Source organism: Haloprofundus salilacus (assembly GCF_020150815.1).
Taxonomy (GTDB): domain Archaea; phylum Halobacteriota; class Halobacteria; order Halobacteriales; family Haloferacaceae; genus Haloprofundus; species Haloprofundus salilacus.
In genome coordinates, this window is the sequence record NZ_CP083724.1 from 179769 (window position 1) to 196987 (window position 17219).

11 protein-coding genes are annotated in these 17219 nt (G+C 48.7%); 5 read left to right on the forward strand and 6 right to left on the reverse strand.

The window, feature by feature from the left end; all coding sequences use genetic code 11:
- Entirely contained in the window at window positions 1–1200 is a 1200-nt protein-coding gene (locus LAQ58_RS17580; RefSeq protein WP_224450557.1) for a tRNA-guanine transglycosylase, read from the forward strand.
- Window positions 1200–2741: an ATP-binding protein gene (locus LAQ58_RS17585; RefSeq protein ID WP_224450558.1), complete on the forward strand. Its 1542-nt coding sequence runs from the start codon at window positions 1200–1202 to the stop codon at window positions 2739–2741. The genes LAQ58_RS17580 and LAQ58_RS17585 overlap by 1 nt, the downstream gene beginning before the upstream one ends.
- A gap of 131 nt (window positions 2742–2872) precedes the next feature.
- Here LAQ58_RS17585 and LAQ58_RS17590 read toward each other — a convergent pair whose 3' ends face one another.
- From LAQ58_RS17590 to LAQ58_RS17610, 5 genes are all read right to left on the reverse strand, one after another.
- Window positions 2873–4858, reverse strand: coding sequence for a tRNA-guanine transglycosylase (locus tag LAQ58_RS17590; protein WP_224450559.1), 1986 nt, complete (start codon window positions 4856–4858; stop codon window positions 2873–2875).
- Window positions 4859–5150: 292 nt separating this feature from the next.
- The gene (locus LAQ58_RS17595; protein WP_224450560.1) at window positions 5151–6032 is read right to left on the reverse strand and encodes a phospholipase D-like domain-containing protein; all 882 of its coding nucleotides are present in this window, start codon (window positions 6030–6032) and stop codon (window positions 5151–5153) included.
- A complete protein-coding gene (locus tag LAQ58_RS17600; protein ID WP_224450561.1) occupies window positions 6025–7764 on the reverse strand; it encodes a hypothetical protein in 1740 nt (579 codons plus the stop codon). The genes LAQ58_RS17595 and LAQ58_RS17600 overlap by 8 nt, the downstream gene beginning before the upstream one ends.
- The gene (locus LAQ58_RS17605; protein ID WP_224450562.1) at window positions 7764–11264 is read right to left on the reverse strand and encodes a DEAD/DEAH box helicase; all 3501 of its coding nucleotides are present in this window, start codon (window positions 11262–11264) and stop codon (window positions 7764–7766) included. The genes LAQ58_RS17600 and LAQ58_RS17605 overlap by 1 nt, the downstream gene beginning before the upstream one ends.
- Window positions 11265–11364: 100 nt before the next feature.
- On the reverse strand, window positions 11365–11940 hold the full coding sequence (locus LAQ58_RS17610; protein WP_224450563.1) for a hypothetical protein: 576 nt from the start codon (window positions 11938–11940) through the stop codon (window positions 11365–11367).
- 76 nt (window positions 11941–12016) lie between these two features.
- On the opposite strand from LAQ58_RS17610, the gene LAQ58_RS17615 reads away from it, so the two are divergent.
- Window positions 12017–12745 (forward strand): hypothetical protein, encoded by a 729-nt coding sequence (locus LAQ58_RS17615; protein WP_224450564.1) that lies wholly within the window; start codon window positions 12017–12019, stop codon window positions 12743–12745.
- Between the two features lie 160 nt (window positions 12746–12905).
- Window positions 12906–13328 carry a hypothetical protein gene (locus tag LAQ58_RS17620; RefSeq protein ID WP_224450565.1) on the forward strand — a complete coding sequence of 141 codons (423 nt, stop codon included), beginning with the start codon at window positions 12906–12908 and terminating at the stop codon, window positions 13326–13328.
- A 102-nt stretch (window positions 13329–13430) separates the two neighbouring features.
- On the opposite strand, the gene LAQ58_RS17625 is transcribed toward LAQ58_RS17620, so the two are convergent.
- Window positions 13431–13985, reverse strand: a complete 555-nt coding sequence (locus tag LAQ58_RS17625; protein ID WP_224450566.1) for a hypothetical protein — start codon at window positions 13983–13985, stop codon at window positions 13431–13433.
- Between the two features lie 420 nt (window positions 13986–14405).
- Here LAQ58_RS17625 and LAQ58_RS17630 point away from each other — a divergent pair, with 420 nt between their 5' ends.
- Window positions 14406–16931 (forward strand): hypothetical protein, encoded by a 2526-nt coding sequence (locus tag LAQ58_RS17630; protein ID WP_224450567.1) that lies wholly within the window; start codon window positions 14406–14408, stop codon window positions 16929–16931.
- Window positions 16932–17219: the final 288 nt, after the last annotated feature.

The window sequence follows — 17219 nt, forward strand, 5'->3', positions numbered from 1 at the left end:
GTGTCAGACGAAGTTGGCGAAGCTCGAGTAGGAGAGCTGAAAACAGCAAGTATGACTCTCCAGACACCTCATCTCCTTCCAGTCGTCAACTTCTACTGTGGAGGTACGAGGAACTCACTGTATGGTGGTGGGATATTCCGTACTATCAAAGAGTTCCTAAGCAGTCATCCAGAAACGGTTCATGGGCGTGACTATTCGGAATTCTTCAAAGGAGTCATGAGCTCGGTTGCAGCACTCACTGACTTCAATATCACCCAGGAGCGGTACCTGGACTATCTGGGAACACCAATACGTGACCGTGTCGAATTCTCCGACTTCGATGGTGGACTCTTCGTAGATTCTGGCGGCTACAAAATACTACAAAAAGGAGGACTCAGCGGCTCAAATTTCGACCTCAACGTTAGCCAAAAAGCCGTGTATGGGATTCAGCGAGCATTCGGGGGAGATATCCTGGTGAACCTCGACTCACCGCTTTCTCCGAATGACGACTACGAAACACGGGTTCAAAAGACGGAGCAAACTGCTGAATACGTGCGAGAATTTCTCGCACTGACCACCCGAGAGGAATCCCGATATCTGACAATCCATGGCCACAACCGAACAATGATTGACCGATTCCTAACGACCGTCGAACATACACTGAATCGGCCTCTGAAGGGAACGTTCGACGGATTTGCACTCGGAAGCCTCGTTCCTTACAAAGACGACATGGGAACACTGATTGAGGCAGTCACTGCAGCGAAGAAAGAACTTGCAGACCGCGATCTCGGTGACCTCCCACTCCACGTTTTTGGGATTTCAGGTCGGGTACTTCCGTTGCTCGTAGCACTCGGTGTTGACTCGTTCGATTCGGCGTCGTATTTGCACGCCGCCATCAACGGGAAGTACAGTACTTCATTGTTTGACACCGTTCCTCTTTCGCAGGCAATTTTCGACGATTGCCACTGCCCAGTTTGTGAGACTGAAGCGTTACGCAGTGATATGCGTGGTAACACTCGATATCAAAAAGATGTTCTTGGACCAGTTGCGGTCCACAATCTGGCTGTCCAGCAATTCGAGCTGAAGAAGATCAGAGAGGTGCTTCAAACGGGCGACCAAGACAGATTCCGTAGCTACCTAGAAGAGATGTACCGAGACCGCCCTGCTTCGCGAAAATTTGCGTACCGAACTATCAACAAAACCCTCGAGCCGTACTTTTGATGATGGAAAAATCCGTTCATTCCCGACGACCGACAGTCAACGAGGTTAACGAATTCCTGGAGACCGCTAGTGACTTCGAAAACCCATTGGAGCTGATACGAGAAGCACTTTCTAACTCGTATGATGCTCGTGCTGAGAATGTAGAGATACAGATTGATGAGCTCTCTGACGGACGGACTCGAATCCGAATCAAAGACGATGGGGTCGGTATGGATGCTGACGGATTAGCGAGCTTCTTCGACTTAGGAAATTCTAACAAGTCCAACTCTATCGGATACAAAGGACATGGAACGAAAATCTACTATAAGAGCGACTCGGTCACCGTCGAGACAGTAAAAGACGGGAGCCACTATCACGCCGAAATGGAACAGCCGTGGAAGCGACTCAATAACCATCAGTTACCAGAGTATCAGTACCAAATATCTCCCGCAGACGAAGCGTCGTTCACCAAGATCGAAATCGTGGGCTTCCGATCCGGTGATAGCTTCAGCAGTCGGAAAATAACCTACAACCGGCTCGACCACTACATCAATTGGAAAACCATCGGCGGGTCACTTGCCCATCGATTCGACGAAGACGCTCACGAAATGACGATTTCACTAGAGCTAGACGATTCACTCGACCGTACTCAAGGAACTCTTTCACAGTCATCGAGGTTCAAGTTTCCACCTAAACGAACCGATTTCGAGACGACTTCTGACGTTGACAATCTCTGTAAGCACTATCCGAAGAAGATTCTCACTGTGAATGTGGACGGAAAAGAGGTACAGATAGAGGTCGTTGGGTTTGTCGCTGGAAAGGCGGCACGGGAGGAACTCCCCACCCATGGCAGACACTCTAGCCAGTTTGGAGTTTGGCTTGCGAAGGACCACATCAAAGTAGAGCGTGTAAATGACGTAATTGGATCTGATCATGAACCCTCGAGGTTCTTCTTTGTCGCAAATTGCCAAGCTCTCGAACTCTCCGCTAACCGAGAGACGATCAGAAACAAGTCCGACTCTGTGTATTCAGCGGTGAAAGCCGAACTCCGTCGGTTCATCACTCGCGTCACGGAAAATGAATGGTACAGAGAGTACACTGAGGCCCGGCGTGCAGCTCAACAGGTCCGGGCGTCCGCCTCCCAATCAGAGTCAATCGCGAATCGAAAACAGCAGCTGTCCCTTGACGGACACAAAGTGCCGTCGAATCCACCAGAGGTCATCGCGAGTCTCGCCATATACAACGAAACTGCAGACTCCGACATTCGCGTCGTAGATTACGAGCCGGGAGCTGACGCCAACGCGATTCTCACCGTCGGTGAGAAGCTAGAAGCTGCGACTCTCGTCGTCAATCTACATGAGATCTTTGAGTCAGAGCTCACAGTCTCCGAACTGGAGCGAATCGTCTGCTGGTCACTGGGTGACCTCGATGTACTCTGTGAGACTGCTCGAAAAGGATACTTTGGCCACAGTATTGACTTCGTGACGAGAGGTGACCAAACGTCTCTTGTCGTCGACGGTGAAGAGGTTCCAATCGTCGAGTTACGCTCGTCTCTCTATTAGACGTTTTGAGGTTCGTAGCGAATGGCTAAACCACGAGTACCAGGCCCTCTCTGTCGTTTCCGAAAGTGTAGGGCCGTCAACATTGTCGTCGTAGTCGAGTATGAGTTTCAGGCTTGGAACCCGACGTGATGTCACTTTTGAGCCTCTTGCGGCTCACATGACCGTTCGATGGCGGAAACGAGTTCGTCTAAGTGTTCGGTTCGGAAGTGCTCGGTAAGCCTTCGAGATGGTGGATCGGATGGAAGAATGCGACCGATGCCAGCTTCTTCGAACGCAGCATCGATCGTCGTTCGATATGTTTTGCTGGTCGCGTAGCCGATTACGTTGTCGAAATGGTCTCCGTAGTCGTCGAGATACGAGACCAGACGGTCTTTCACTAGTTCTACCTGAGATTCGTCGGCATCGGTGAGTACGTAGTCATAGGTCAACACTGCATCCTGTGATTCGAAGTCTTTCGGCACTGGGCCGTAAAGTCCAGAGACGGATACCTTGTGGATGTTGTTCCAGAGACCTGCATCGACGAGTCTCTCTTTGACTACTTTGTGGGTCCGAGAGCTACTGTATGGCTTCGTGGCGCTACATGGGAGGATCAAACAGATGGTTTCGTCGGTATCGAGGCAGTATGTGGTCTCACGGAGGTCGAAGTCTGCAGGTGTGTGTGCGAGTGATGTCCCGTCTGTCGGTGGGACGATGTGACTCCCTTCTGAGTCGAATCGTGTCTGGAACGTTTGTGGATTGGATTCGGGTGCATTGGACTCGATGTCCATCTGTTCTGGAACTAGCGGCCGCAAGTCCGGCCATCGGGCTGCTGCACGGGCTAATCCGGTGGCGATGTCGTCGTTTTGTTTAGCTTTACTCTCGACGAGCGATCCGAGTTCCTCTCGTTTGATTTTCTCGCGGACTTCCGTGACTTCGTTTTGAAATACGTGGAAGTTGTGGTGAGCGATGAGCGCATAGAAATCGCTCTTCATGTATTTCTTCACTTCTCCATTACGTTCGAACTCGACTGGTTTGTACGACCGATCAGCCTCGAACACTCGTTGCATATCACGTATCCCAACGTCGGTGAGTTCCTCACACGCTGGGCACTGACACTTCCAGGTGTCGGTCGATATTTCGGAAGCCAGTACTGTCTCCCAAGTATCATAGTGGATGAACTTCTTATGTTGGGCAGCTTGAACGTACGTTGACGAGTCATAGCTATCTACGCCTAACACGGCGATCAACGGACCGAGTTTCCCACCTACACCAAAGACGTGCAAAGCCAAGTCATCTTGGCGGTGGGGAGGTATCGAATCAGTCGCTCCTTGTACAATGTCGACTAAAGTTCCAATGTTACTCGACCGTAGCGGGACGAGTGAGCCGACAGCAAAGCCATCGATCCGTTCCGGGTAATCAGTCCGCTCAAGAAGTTTCGAGACATAGTACGCGACTTCGCTATAGTTGTGGCCGTGGATCGCTGCGTATACTGTCGGGTCCCAGTCGGCATATTCCTCTTCTTCTTCGAGCAACCGAAGGCACTCGACGGCACTATCGATACTGGCTTCGATACGTTCGTATTTCTCAGCGTCGTTGAGATCAGGTGGAATTGGGTAATCCAGTGTCGCGATGAGGTCGGACCCGTAGTCGTATTGCAAACTCAGAATCGACTCTGGATTTGTGTAGATTTCCCATTCATTCGCTTCGCCTCCCTCTTCTGGCGGGTCACCGAATGTCCGTGAGTTCATCAGCTTGAAGCCACCCGAGTCGACGAACAACGGCTGCGTAAATGGTGAGGGAGTTGGATTGTCTTTCGGGGAGTCATGGTCAGTGAACCAATCGTGGAGTCCATTCGCATCTGTACGCCAGGATTCCACTGCGTTCGCTGAGAGATTAAAATCGAGGAAACTCATCGCTTGGAACATTGCCCCTTGGAAGGCCTCGTCAGCGAACAGACGATTTCTGAGTCGGCTCCAGATTCCTCCAGAAACGGGTGTTGGTCCGCCTATCAAGTTGAGAACAGGAAAGAACGAGGGTGTCTCTACGAATCCACCCTGTGGGGCTGCTGGAACGTAGAGGCGGCCAGCACGGGCTTTACCCACTTCTGCCCGCTTCGTAGACTCGAATCCTCTCTTCATCTATCTGTTTCTCATTGAACGATGGGAGTTAAGACCTCTTCCCTTCATGTCGCTGTGAATAGTCTGAAAGTTGTCAATGTTGGACACATTTCGCTGACGACACGATGTCGCCGACCGATTTCAGCCCGACCTTCTCAACCGAAGGTAGAGAGTTGAAAGAAGTTTCAAAACTCTCTCGGTCCAATTTCGGTCGACCGACCGCATGACTCAGTTCCCACACTGGGTTAAATAGTACGTCCACAGTCACTCTAACGAGTGCGGCTATCTATCATCTCTGTGTGAGTTGTGTAAACTAGTTTTCGACGACCTCCTCGAGGATTTCACGTGTCACTTTCTCTGCTTTGTCTTCGAAGAAATCAAAAAAGGCGGTCCAAGTTTTGATATCTGCACGTCTCCGTGTGAGATATCCAGCCTCCCCGTTGAGCATCATGGAGCTATCGCGTATCTCTCCACTCCCTATGTATGCGAGCGTTTCATCTGCAATTGCCATTTTTGCGTGGATGCTCCGATCCAGTTTTGGGTTTTTACCACCAATCGCGTGGTAATAATCATATACGCTCAGTGTACTTTCTGGAGCGTCAATCGCCGCAAAGCGGTCCATGAGTTCCAAGATCGCTTTTCGGTCGCGATTATGTTTGTATTCATCTGAGGGCCGGAGAAGCTCTCTGGTGAGAATTTTGAGCTCCACTCCCGACCTTACCGACTGCTCGAACGCGTCTTCTAATCTATTTAGTCCGTCAATCTCAAAGTACGGAGCAACCACTCGAAGTGTGGAGTCCGCAGTGGTGAACACTTCTGTGAGCGCGTCTTTTAATCTAATTCCCTGCCCGACATTTCTACGGTCTGCAAAGGCTTCCCAGTCGGTTTGGACTCTCGTTGGAATGCTCACCACTGGCTGGTAGGTCATCTCATCTTTTACCCGATTCACCGATGTCGAATGAGAGTCCAATATTTGATAATATGCTTCACGCTCTACTTCCGCGTCCTGAAGCTCGTATTTTTGCTCACTCACCGGAGACACAGCACCTCGTTGGGAAAGGTAGTCGAGGTACTCGCTTGCGAAGTTACGAGCGGCTGTGATGTCTTCGTACTCGTCTGGAATGTCATCGACCGATACTTCGTTAGTGGCTTGAATTTCTTCATGAAGCCACAAGTAGAGTTCGTCATCAAGCACGTCGAATCACCTGGGCGGCGAGATTCCGGTTGAGAAGGCTATTTGCGGGAATATATCCCTCAACTTCCTCGGAGACAAAGGGATGACATCGGGCATCGTCGGTAAACACACATGACAAACAAGCATCAGTGCAATCACGCGCACAATCGACGAGGATCTCCTCTGCCCGCTGTAACGTTCGAAGAAGCACGTTTCCGGTCTTGTTCATGGTGATTTGACTTAGGCCTCCCGCACCCACATCGCGTTGTTCTACAAGTACTATTGCTCCGGGTTCTACAAGCACTTTTGCGGCAAGGAAGTCTTCGAGGCCTGATTCCTCGACCGCGGCTTGATACAAGGCATGCTGGAATGCGTGTAGGAGGGGAATGAGTTTCAACCCTGTTCCCCCCTCAGCAATCTCGTCAGCGTCAAGATTGTTCAGTCGTGCCAGTTCCCTTGACGCGATTTCACCATATCCTGCCTCCCCACTACTGACTATGCCAGCTAGGACATCCGATCGAAGGTCAAAAACGATTCCGCGTCCCTCCCGGCGTGTTAAGTAGGCAATGCGCTCGTAATCGGGCTTATTAGAGTTGAAGGTTCGAGCCAATCGACCCTGGATATCGAGGTCGGTTCCATGTGATTCGACATTCGACTTGTAACCGTAAACACTTGAAACAGAGCTGACATCAGCAACGGTAAAAACATCATTGAGACCAAATGTATCGTGGAAGATAGCTTGACTTCCAGATGTGATGGTGTCGAGATTCCAGTGATATGTGTCGTCATCCGCTTCGTTCTCGATGCTTGTTTCGTACAGAGCATCGAGTCTCGTGCCGTGTCTACTAACAATATCTTCGAGAATCAATGGCTCTATGTGTTTTGCGTCGACAGCTTTCGGACGCATTTCTGCGAGTAGTTCCTCTTGACCGTTGGCAGCTGGTTTGTGACAAATTGGACAGTGACCATGGAAGCGAGCGGAATGGTCACGACGCTCAGAGCAAACGAATCTGACACCGGAGAGCCGATCACCTAACTCAACATGGAGATGTCCCCGACAACCGTTTTCCGGGCATGAGATGCTATCTCTCATATCGTCTTTTCCAATGACGACTTGGGGAGCTGGTTTATCACTAGAAATCTGCATCCACGTATGCGGGCTCGCCTGTTCAATATGTGCACACCTTGGACAAACGAAGAGATACGGAAACCGACGCATCTGATGAGATGCAACGTCGGGACAATTAACTGACTGTTGCACCGCTTTTGGCTTCGCAATCCTGAAATGACCACAGGAGGTGTCAGTACACCTATACACCCGTGGGAAGGGGACGTTGACCACTTTAGAATTCCTGGTCAGCTCTGCTAATTCGATATCTGAGCGCGAGAAGTCGTACGACCGCAAGGGTTCATCTGAGTCATCATTTTCGGTCGAAGTATCATCTTTTCGCTTCTCTCGTTCTGCATACTGACGGAACGTCGCAGGGAGGTCATCTGATGTAAACTTGTCTGGCTCATCATCGGTGTTTTGTTCATGTGCAGCCTCTTGCCGGGAATTTGCCTCGGTCGTATACGTATAGAACTCGGTATCTAAGTTACTGATGACCGTGGCGAGTCGATCTGCAAACGGTTCTAAATCAGTCGGCGTATCGTATCCACGAATAGTCTCTACCAGCACCCGGTGACCATCCTCCGACCTCACCTTGCCAGGATACGCTGACAGAAGAACCTGATATTGTGATAGTTTTGACATTATTTCGTCACCTCGGATGGGGTCGTCCATTCAATTGACGTCTCAACTTGGTCCTCTTGGGGGCCCCGAAGTTGGATTTCCCTATTTCGGAAATACTCAGAGAACCACTCGTTAATATTCATAGGAGTATTGTCTGTGCGTGCCCGGATTGCGGTATCAAACCAGGCACTTTCTCGTTCTGCGTCACCGATGAACCCAAATAGTTGTTCTGTGATTTGTTTGTCAATTACTTCCAGAATCTGGTGGTCAAGCTGGAGATCGTCTGGGCAGAAGATGCTTTTCATATCTAAATACAGTTCTCGAGCGTGCGGGTTTCTTAGCGGGTTCTTGTGATCGTCGAACATGTTGACTAAATCTTGGATGTCGTGTGGATTTTCACGGTCGACAGCCTTCTCGCGAATGGCATACTCTATTGTTAAAAACGGCCCCAGAAGGTATTCGAAGAGAATACGAGCCAAATAGGGATTAGTCGGGTGGATTGCAGCAATATCGTAGTAATCATCAACGTTTCCGAGCAATTGGTGGAATTTCCGCTCGAGCTGCATATCACGTGGCTTCCCTGGATACAAATGAATTGTTGCATGGCCTGCTGCCTTATCGCGACCGGTTCTACCGATAGTTTGCATCTGCTCTGACATACTTCGGGGAGCACCAAACAGAAGTAAATTGTTGAGCTCCGGAATGTCTATACCTAGCGAAACCACAAGATTCGCCAGTACGACATGATCCGGGTCCTCAGTACCCATCCCCATGTGGGCCCGCATATTCGACTTTGAGGACTCACCGGAGATGAACTGAAGGTCATCCAGTCCCCCATCACTGATTTGATCCGCTCGGTCACCGATAGATTCTCTCAACGAATATCCATCGGACTTTCGGTGCAAATAGCCCAGTATAAATTCGTAATCACCAATATCGGCGCCAACGTGGGCTCGTTGAATCTCTTGCTCGAACTCGTTGCGAAATTGCGTCCCAGACGCAAAATTATGGAAATCATCGTACAGTTGTACGATTGCCTCTCTAAACGAACCCCTGTTCGATGTTGCAACCGGCGTCGCCGCTACAATACGATAGCGGACACGGTCTTCGACCATCGTGAAATATTCTCCGTGTTCTCCACTACCGGGGATGGCGGCAATCTCCTCTTCAGGTGTGCGTAGAAGCCGCGAGATATGTTCAAGTTTGTTACTGATGGTTGCTGTCCCGGAATCTGCAGAGATGGTTTGGCTGTCTCTGTCTCGGTCTTTCCCAGATTGTAATCTCGAGGCAAGCACCTCAAAGAAGCGTAGAATCACTGAAATTGCGATACCGAATTGACCGGTGTACATGTGGGTTTCGTCCAGCACGATATGACCAATCGGTGAGTGCGTGGCGTCCTCGCTGTACGGCTCACTCACCCTCCAGTTTACTGCATTAAACGGGTTTGGTCTCACATGGTGATTTCTCCCACAAACAAAGCAAAAGAGCCCACCACGATTATTGAGCACCCGAAAATTGTTCATGTCAGTGAGTGCACGCCCACACTGTTCACATTCCCTATAAGGAGCCCCGTAGAATGGGAGCGTGGAGAAGGTTGAGTGATGAGTGTATGACTCAACGGTCGGCATAGTGAAGAATTTCTCTGGTGTTCCAACCGTCAAACTTGGCAGATACTGTTGGGTCCGTTTGACGTCAAAGACAAAATCGTATACAAATCCGCATTCAGTATTGGTACAGACAGGGAACTGAAGGTGGTGATCGTCTGTATCGTCACACTTTCTCGAATTACAATCTTGACACTCTGTGACTAAGGCTGACTCACAGCAATCACAGTCTCCAATGTACTCAACAAGGTCATCGGCATCCAGGTACGAACGTTGACCAGTTTCGTCGTATTGTTGCCCGATTGCTACGCCAACAGAAAATTGGTGGTCAGGCATCCGACTACCAGCATCTAAATATTGTCTCCCTCGGACATGTCGGTTATACTTGGTTGCTAGTTCGATTACTTCCTCGAGTTTATCCTCAGTCAACATCCGCGTTGGGAATGGGAACGCTGCGCGTGTTTCACGCTCAAAAATCGTCAGTAGCGTGGACCCATAGTAGACCACTGTTTTTCCCGCTGAAGTTGGTGCTTGGACAACGATGGGTGAATTCTCGTCATTCAAGAGCGCCAGCGCACGTTCTTGGATTGCATCCCACTGGAATTTATGTAGTGTTGGCTCTTTCTGCTCAGTGAATCCACCATCGTATTCATCACTACTAATTTCAGGAATATCTGTCAGATAATGGCGGAGAGTCAGCAGTACTGCACGGAGATTTTGAAGCAATGATTCATGTTCAAGAGCTGCTGTCGCCTGGGTGGCCAACTTAGGTGCTGCTTCAACCAGTTCGGTGTCGTCCATACAAACCAGTCGGTCCAAGCGGTATCCTGAATCCACTGGCTCCTCTTCTACGTAATCATATACTCCAAACGATGTGGTTCGGAAACGTTCGTCTGCCTGTGGTTCGTTGCGTGTGTTCCATCTAGAGTCAAACGACTCAACGAGTCGTGTGATATAGCAGTCCTGTTGTCGGTAGAGATTTTCTGCACTTGAGTCACCAACAAGCCCATTTTCGGTGGATAGTGCTGACTGCAGTTTCACGTCGTGTTGTTGGCTCGGGAAGTCAACAACTAAGGTACCAAAATCGAGTTCCAACGACGGATAGAAAACGCGTCGCTCCGACCATTCTGTCTGGGAACCTTCACCTATATCCGTCTCATTTCGCATCGTTACGGTGAGCCGAACGTAATCGTCAGGATTTCCTGTTGGGGTAAGGCCGCTGAGGTCATCGTGTACCACGACAGACAGACTCAGTTCGAGCGTTGGCCGATAATAGTCGATTGTGGCCGTATCTTCATTTGCCTCTGAAAGAGTCTCATCGGTGGAGCCTGTGGCGTCGAGTTCGCGTTTCTCTTGGAAATTTTGCCTTGGATTGACGATGGCAGCTCGAGTCTGGGTGCCGGGGATCGCAATCGATTCTTCGTAATCCGTTTCTGGCGTAATTGGAATTGAGTCGGGCCCAGCCCGAAATTGGACAGGAGGTGTCGTCGTTGCGAACGGTTTTTCCGCAGTATACAGGCTATGTTGTTCGCCTTCTATCGTGATTGCTGGCAATTGGTCCTCCGTGAGGCGATACGGGTTGTCGTATTCCACGTCGAGATACGTTCCAGCGAACCCCTCAACGAATACCGTCAGTTTACCATCGAGACTCCCACGCTTGACAAGAACGTGAACGCGGTGAGACGACGGATTGTTAAACATCGCGTCATCGAAACCGCCGACGGCGCGCGGGACGAGGCAGTTCCCGTCACCAACTTCATCAGTTCTTACTCCACAACGGTATGTAAAATCGACAAGTTCCCTCGTCGAAAGACGGTCCAAGTACGCTGCATCTGTCGTTTCTGGCCGCAGATGAGGGAGTAATTGTTCCCGGAGCACTGTCTCCGGGTCACCCTGAGGAATGAACCTCGAGTTCATGATACTCTAACAGGACATGGCATCTGTGATTAATCTATCTTATAGCAAGTAGACCCTGAGTTACCAGGTAGTGGTCAGTAGATGATGCGACAAATTCCTCTCAATCGGATTTGTGTGAGATCCACTCTCGGTACGAAACCCAGGGACCGTACCGTCTATGAATAGTAGCAATAGCACCAGGCTGCTTCTTCACATCATAGGGACTCTGTACATGGCGGCCGGTGAACGTGAAGAATTTTTGCCCATCATAAATTTCGACCGGATGCTCTTCCGAATGGCCATAGTATGACTCTAAATTATATCCAGATGTCAGGATGTGTAGCCCGTGGCCACCGACCGAGATTTCGGTATAAGAGTTGACTGTAGTAAAGATGTCCTCTGCAACCTCACTCTTGAACTTGAGGTCATCGTCGAGACAGTCGTCCAAATCGATGAGTATGAGTTCATCGTCGAGACCAATCGAGAAGCCAATGCCGACAGGGGCATCGTGATCTGCATATGCGAGGTTCGCCTCTCGATAGCTCATATGATGATCGCGAGTTCTGAGCACATCGACAGGGTCGCCAGATTCCGGGTCGATAGGTTTCTTTTCTGCATCAAAACAAGCCCACCGGTTGCGCCGTTTCAGCGAACGCAAGAGTTTGTTCGGTCTCATTCCCGATTCCTCGAGTTTCATCAGTTAACCCGATGGCACCGGGATGGTAAAGTATTTACAAATGTCCTATCTACTATCTTGATATACGTTTCTACTGATGAGTTCTGACACAGAATCTAATTCGTGGCGCCAACGTGAATTGTTGTTCCGCCAAGCGATGACTGACAAACAATCGTTGTATACAACATACAATCGATACTACAAGGCTCATCACGTCACCACTCAGGCTGGCTGGATTGTTACAGCGCTCACGGCTATTATTGGTGCCGTATTACTCTATGTTATTACATCGAACACATTCAGTCTGCAACTGTTTAGTGAATATCTTCAGGGAACAAGTGATGTGCTTGCGATCTGCTTGCTTATTCTCTCTTTGATGAATGCGTTTTATTCCCCGGAAGCACGATCAGTCCGGTACTACAGAGCAGGACAGGACCTTCAAGAACTCCACGATGAATACGAGAACTTTGTGAATTTGGACCTCGCTAATCTTGATCGCGAACTTGAGCCATTGCGTGAAAAATTTGACCAACTCCATACGCGACGTCATAACCTCAATAAATCTGTTCCACAGCTTAGTGGCATTTGGTATTCGATGACCAAACTGAGTCAAGATGGATACAGAACGCTGATTCCGTTTATTCCAAGCAAAAACGATAAATCTCTCTACCATCGACTCAAAGCTAAATACGGCTCTGATGACAATGAAAATTTTGATCAGAACGACAGTTCAGAAACCAAAAACCAGTGGGAAGAGACACTCGCTGAGAAGGTAAGTGGATTTGAACCAGCACAGAAAGAGTGTGAAGTTGAACATAGTTCCTAAGATATTTTGATGATCTGATTCTCGAACTATCAGGCTGTTCCAGTCTCGAGTCGAACCTTCTCTCTGAGATAAGCTGTATCGATTCACGGAGTGTAAAATTGTCTTCTGTCTAAATATCAAAATTTATACAACTAAGTATAGAGCCCTACACGAATCAATTGTGATTATCGACAAGAAGACACAGTGGTGGCGAATACATGCGGGTAAACATGGCGAGCTTGCAAAGGATTGGCTAGAGCAAAATATTATCACGATAGGGTGGGCAGATGATCTCGGCGATTTTCGAGAACAGACAGAAGATGAGTTCGTTAATAACGATACATCACCACGCGATCAAGTATCCCGATTCGTCGGGTTCAAAGACAACGGAATGCAAAGCGGTGAGATTGCAGTCGTCTATGCCCCAAAAATCCTTGACATCGTAGGGGTGGGGAGAATTGGAGAGCCGATGTTTTTGGAGGAGCAGCCTCTGAAGTATGCACCAAAGGCGCGTGGTCACAGGTACATTCGACCAATCGAGTGGTTTGGCTGGGATACCCCAGTTCCTGTCTCCGAGCTTCCTTCTCAATTCCACCTCAATTAGTCTGATCAGATCCAAAGTCCAGGGACGTTGTCAAATTTAAGACAATTAAAAAGATCATTATAGGCATAACCTCTTTTGATTTTCTTCTACATCCAATACCTCTCACACCTCTCTCTCTATGCACCTCTCAGCTCGTCTCGCCACACGTTCAGCTTCGGCATCGCTGTGTTTTGTACGGAGAAACTGTACGATGGCATCGCTGAAATCTTGTGAGACAAGTAGTCTACTGATTGCAGTGAGTCCGACGCCAGCAGGAATAACCAACTGATCATCTTCAGATGCAGCGATCGTCTCTGGAAGCGTATCGAGTAACGGAATGAGGCAGTCGATCCTCTCTTTTTCCAAATCCCCAGCTAGTGATTCTACGGTCTCAGCGGCAGAAACCTTCCCAGCTCTGCTACCATCTTGGAGGAGACACTGAAGCTCGTTGACTGCAAAACGAGACGCTGGTCGCTCTGGTGGATGCCGAATGACCGCACTTGCTGCGTCAGCTGTCGCAAGTTGGTGCTCGTTGGACCGAGTCCCGACACCATCGTCGTCAGTAGCCTCCCAAAACAGAAGAAACGCAGTCTCTGGGTCTTGTGAAGCGATTTCTGCGACTATTTGTAGGTAAATTACTGCTTGATTTGGCCCCGACGTTGTCGGCATTTCGCTCATTATTTTTGTAGTTTCTCGTCGACGCCGTCCTCTATCAGCGAGACAGATTTCTCGCCGGTTCCAACACATCGTTCAACACGTACTGAGATGGGCGAATTCACGCCAGTAACTCCAAGGTGGAGTACTCGCTCACAAGTTGATTGTCGTGCACGCGCATACACACGTGTAATCGGCCACTCAGTGTCGATAGGTGACCGATTTGGGTTTGTACAGTCATGCCTATGGTAACAAGTCTAGTGTGGGGATACTTAGTATCTACGATAACCAAGAAACACTTCCAAGTAAGTACAGGCCTCTACCGACTTACTGGTTCTCAGTATCTCTTTTTACCACAGATATTTAAGTGAGGGATACTTGGTCTCAGTATATACCGACGAATCTCCCCCTAAACAAGTCAGTGAAAATACATAATACTAAGAAATGGCACGAAATACTGAGGCTGAAACAGATGGTGGTAGCGAAAATACGACTACTGAAATGGATAACTCTGACTACCAAGGGGAAATACCTGAAAACATCTCTTACCGGCCACGTGGTCGTTCAATCAATATCGTTGAGTCTGACTCTACTGCCTTAGATGCGAGTCGCGACCTCATCGACAACGTCGTTGACGCTGTAAAGCGACGTGCTCATGAAGGACGCGATCTCCCAGACAAAGTTCAGGCTATCTTCGAATACGATTCCGCACGCGACCGGATTATCATCAAGGATAACGCCTACGGTGGTGTTCACCCGAAAAATCTTGGTGATATCCCAGCGATGGGTGCCAGTAGCGACGAAGACGACCTGATAGGTCACTTCGGAGTTGGCGGTCTCCGGCCGGCAGTTCTCGGTAGTACCATTAAATACGCGTCTTCAAAACCGGGTTATCCAGCAAGCGAGATTACAGTAGACGTGAAGGAGTTGCGAGCTGACGAAGAAGGAGATGAAGATGTTTTCGTCTCTCCTCGACGTGATGTGGAACTCGAAGAAGGGTGGACGCGTATCATTATCGAGGATTTACGCGACGGTATCACCTCTTTACTTCGAAGTGCACTTAATGAAATCGGGAAAAAGACAGATAAAAATAGAAAGGACGACGGCACCAGTAAAGCCACGGGAGAGGACCTCCTTACAAAATACGGCCTACATCCAGTGTCAGAGGCATTCGGTCAGACCTACACCCGTCTACTCCGAAACGGAATCAAGACGGTAGAGGGAACTGTTGATTTCGATCTCAAGCTGTTACATGATGATTCTGAAATTTCTGTGGAGCCTGCTGATTTCCCCGAGCTTGTTCCACTGGCACCAGACGGATTGTGGTCACGAGAATACCGTAATGTACCCTTCTCTGTTGATAATGGCGATAATCCAGAGCCTGACGTAACTGCAGATGTCCGTGTCGGAGTCAAGGTAGAAGCAGATGAGCAGACTGCTGGCCTTTATGTCTCAATTCAAGATCGAATGGTTCTGTACTCAGACTTAGAAAGTCGTTTGTTCGAGTCGCAATATCTTGGCACACTTCGTGATTCAGCAGGCCATTTCCGCCTCGTTATCCATGTAGACTTGAAAGAGATTGATAAGCCAAATCATGACCGGACCTACCTTCCTATAAACTCGGGAAAAAATGGATTCGATTACAACTCCAGTATTACTCCGCGTCTACTTTCGTTCATTTCTAACGCTGCTGGACCTTATAAAAAGCAAGGGTATGACTCAGTTCCGCAAGCTCTTCTCAATGCGTATAGTCAGCGTAAGAATTCCGCAAATTTCGATGTGGACCTCTTGCGAGATCTTATTGAAAACGTAGATAGTAACCAATTGGTCTGCGTTTTTGACAAAAAAGGCTCAAAAACAAACGCTGCTCGTGTGCGGCCGAAGCCAGGTGAATGGCAAAACCGAGGCCGCCAGTTCCCTGAACGAGATGCCTTATTGAAAATAGCATATATTCATGCATATCTTCGTATTCGCGTCTCAAACCCTGTTCAGTATCTTATGGAACAAATGGACAGTGTATCGATGGGAAAAGCGAAAGCATTAGCAATTGGTTACAACTACATTCTAAGTGAATCAGAAGAATCCCGGTCTTATCATGATATGATTTCAATTGAGGCTGTCAAGTATGCCCCTTCCGCCCCTGTGGAGGTCGAGGATGGACCGCACCTTGATTTAGATTCCATCAATTCTCCTCGAAGCCTTTGCGATACACATCAATCTCTTTCGTCCAGGTCTCCGCCTAATCTCCTGGTCAAACTCAAAGAACTGGCTGAAAAACACGTTAATGAGGGCGTCAGAGCAGACAAAAGCGGGCAGCTTTCTGCATGGCAGAAGCCTCGTTATCTGGAATATTTGACTGATCTCACTAATGGTGACTTATCCAATCTCGAGCTGTTTGATGGGGACTTGGAATTTGAGACTGGCAGCAGGGATGAATCGATAGACAGCGAGACTGAATATACAACTGAAAAAGAAAATCCAGAGACAGAGGATAACAGTCAGACCAAGAAAGGAAACAGTAGACGCGATGAGACAGACGAGAAACGTGACGACGGTCCGAATAACCAGGAAACTGCTGAAGTCGAGAAGTCGACCTCGGTATCGGACGAAATGGAAACAGCCCGACCCCAACGCTCGGGTTCTGAAAGTGGTGTACCCAACGAAGACGTTGAGGAATTTGGAAACGAAGAATCTCAAGTTGCGACTTTTTCAGAATCTACAGATGTTGATACAGCAGCTGACAAAGGAGCTAAAGATACTCGGGATTCGATACGCAAAAATCTGCCGGAGAAAGGAATTATCATCGTTAACGATGGGGAGCAGACAGTTATTGAGGAAGAACAGTTCGAAAAACTGGTACGGAAAATCGGTGATGTCGAAATCGGGGAAGATTTCGTAGAGAGAATCATTGAACAACTCGAACGAAAGGAAAAGCTCGAACAGGCCGTTGAAGTATTCAAAAACGTTTGAAGAAGTTCTCTACTCCTTGTAACTACTCTAAGTGAACTCTACTAATTCCATCAGTCCATTTTATCTCCTCGATTCTTACGACCGCTATACGAGAGTCCTTAGAAAGTAGCTTATCGAATTGTCTTTCGGTTTTGTTCGCTGACAGAGCCAATTTCAGTCTGAGCAACACTACTTACTCGTTTACTAGGGGCTTGAATAGTCATTTGTGTAGGTCCAGAAGGGTATTCTGTTGGAACGGCACCCTCTGGAAAAGATATAAGTATGACGGGTTATTTTGTCATGACATGG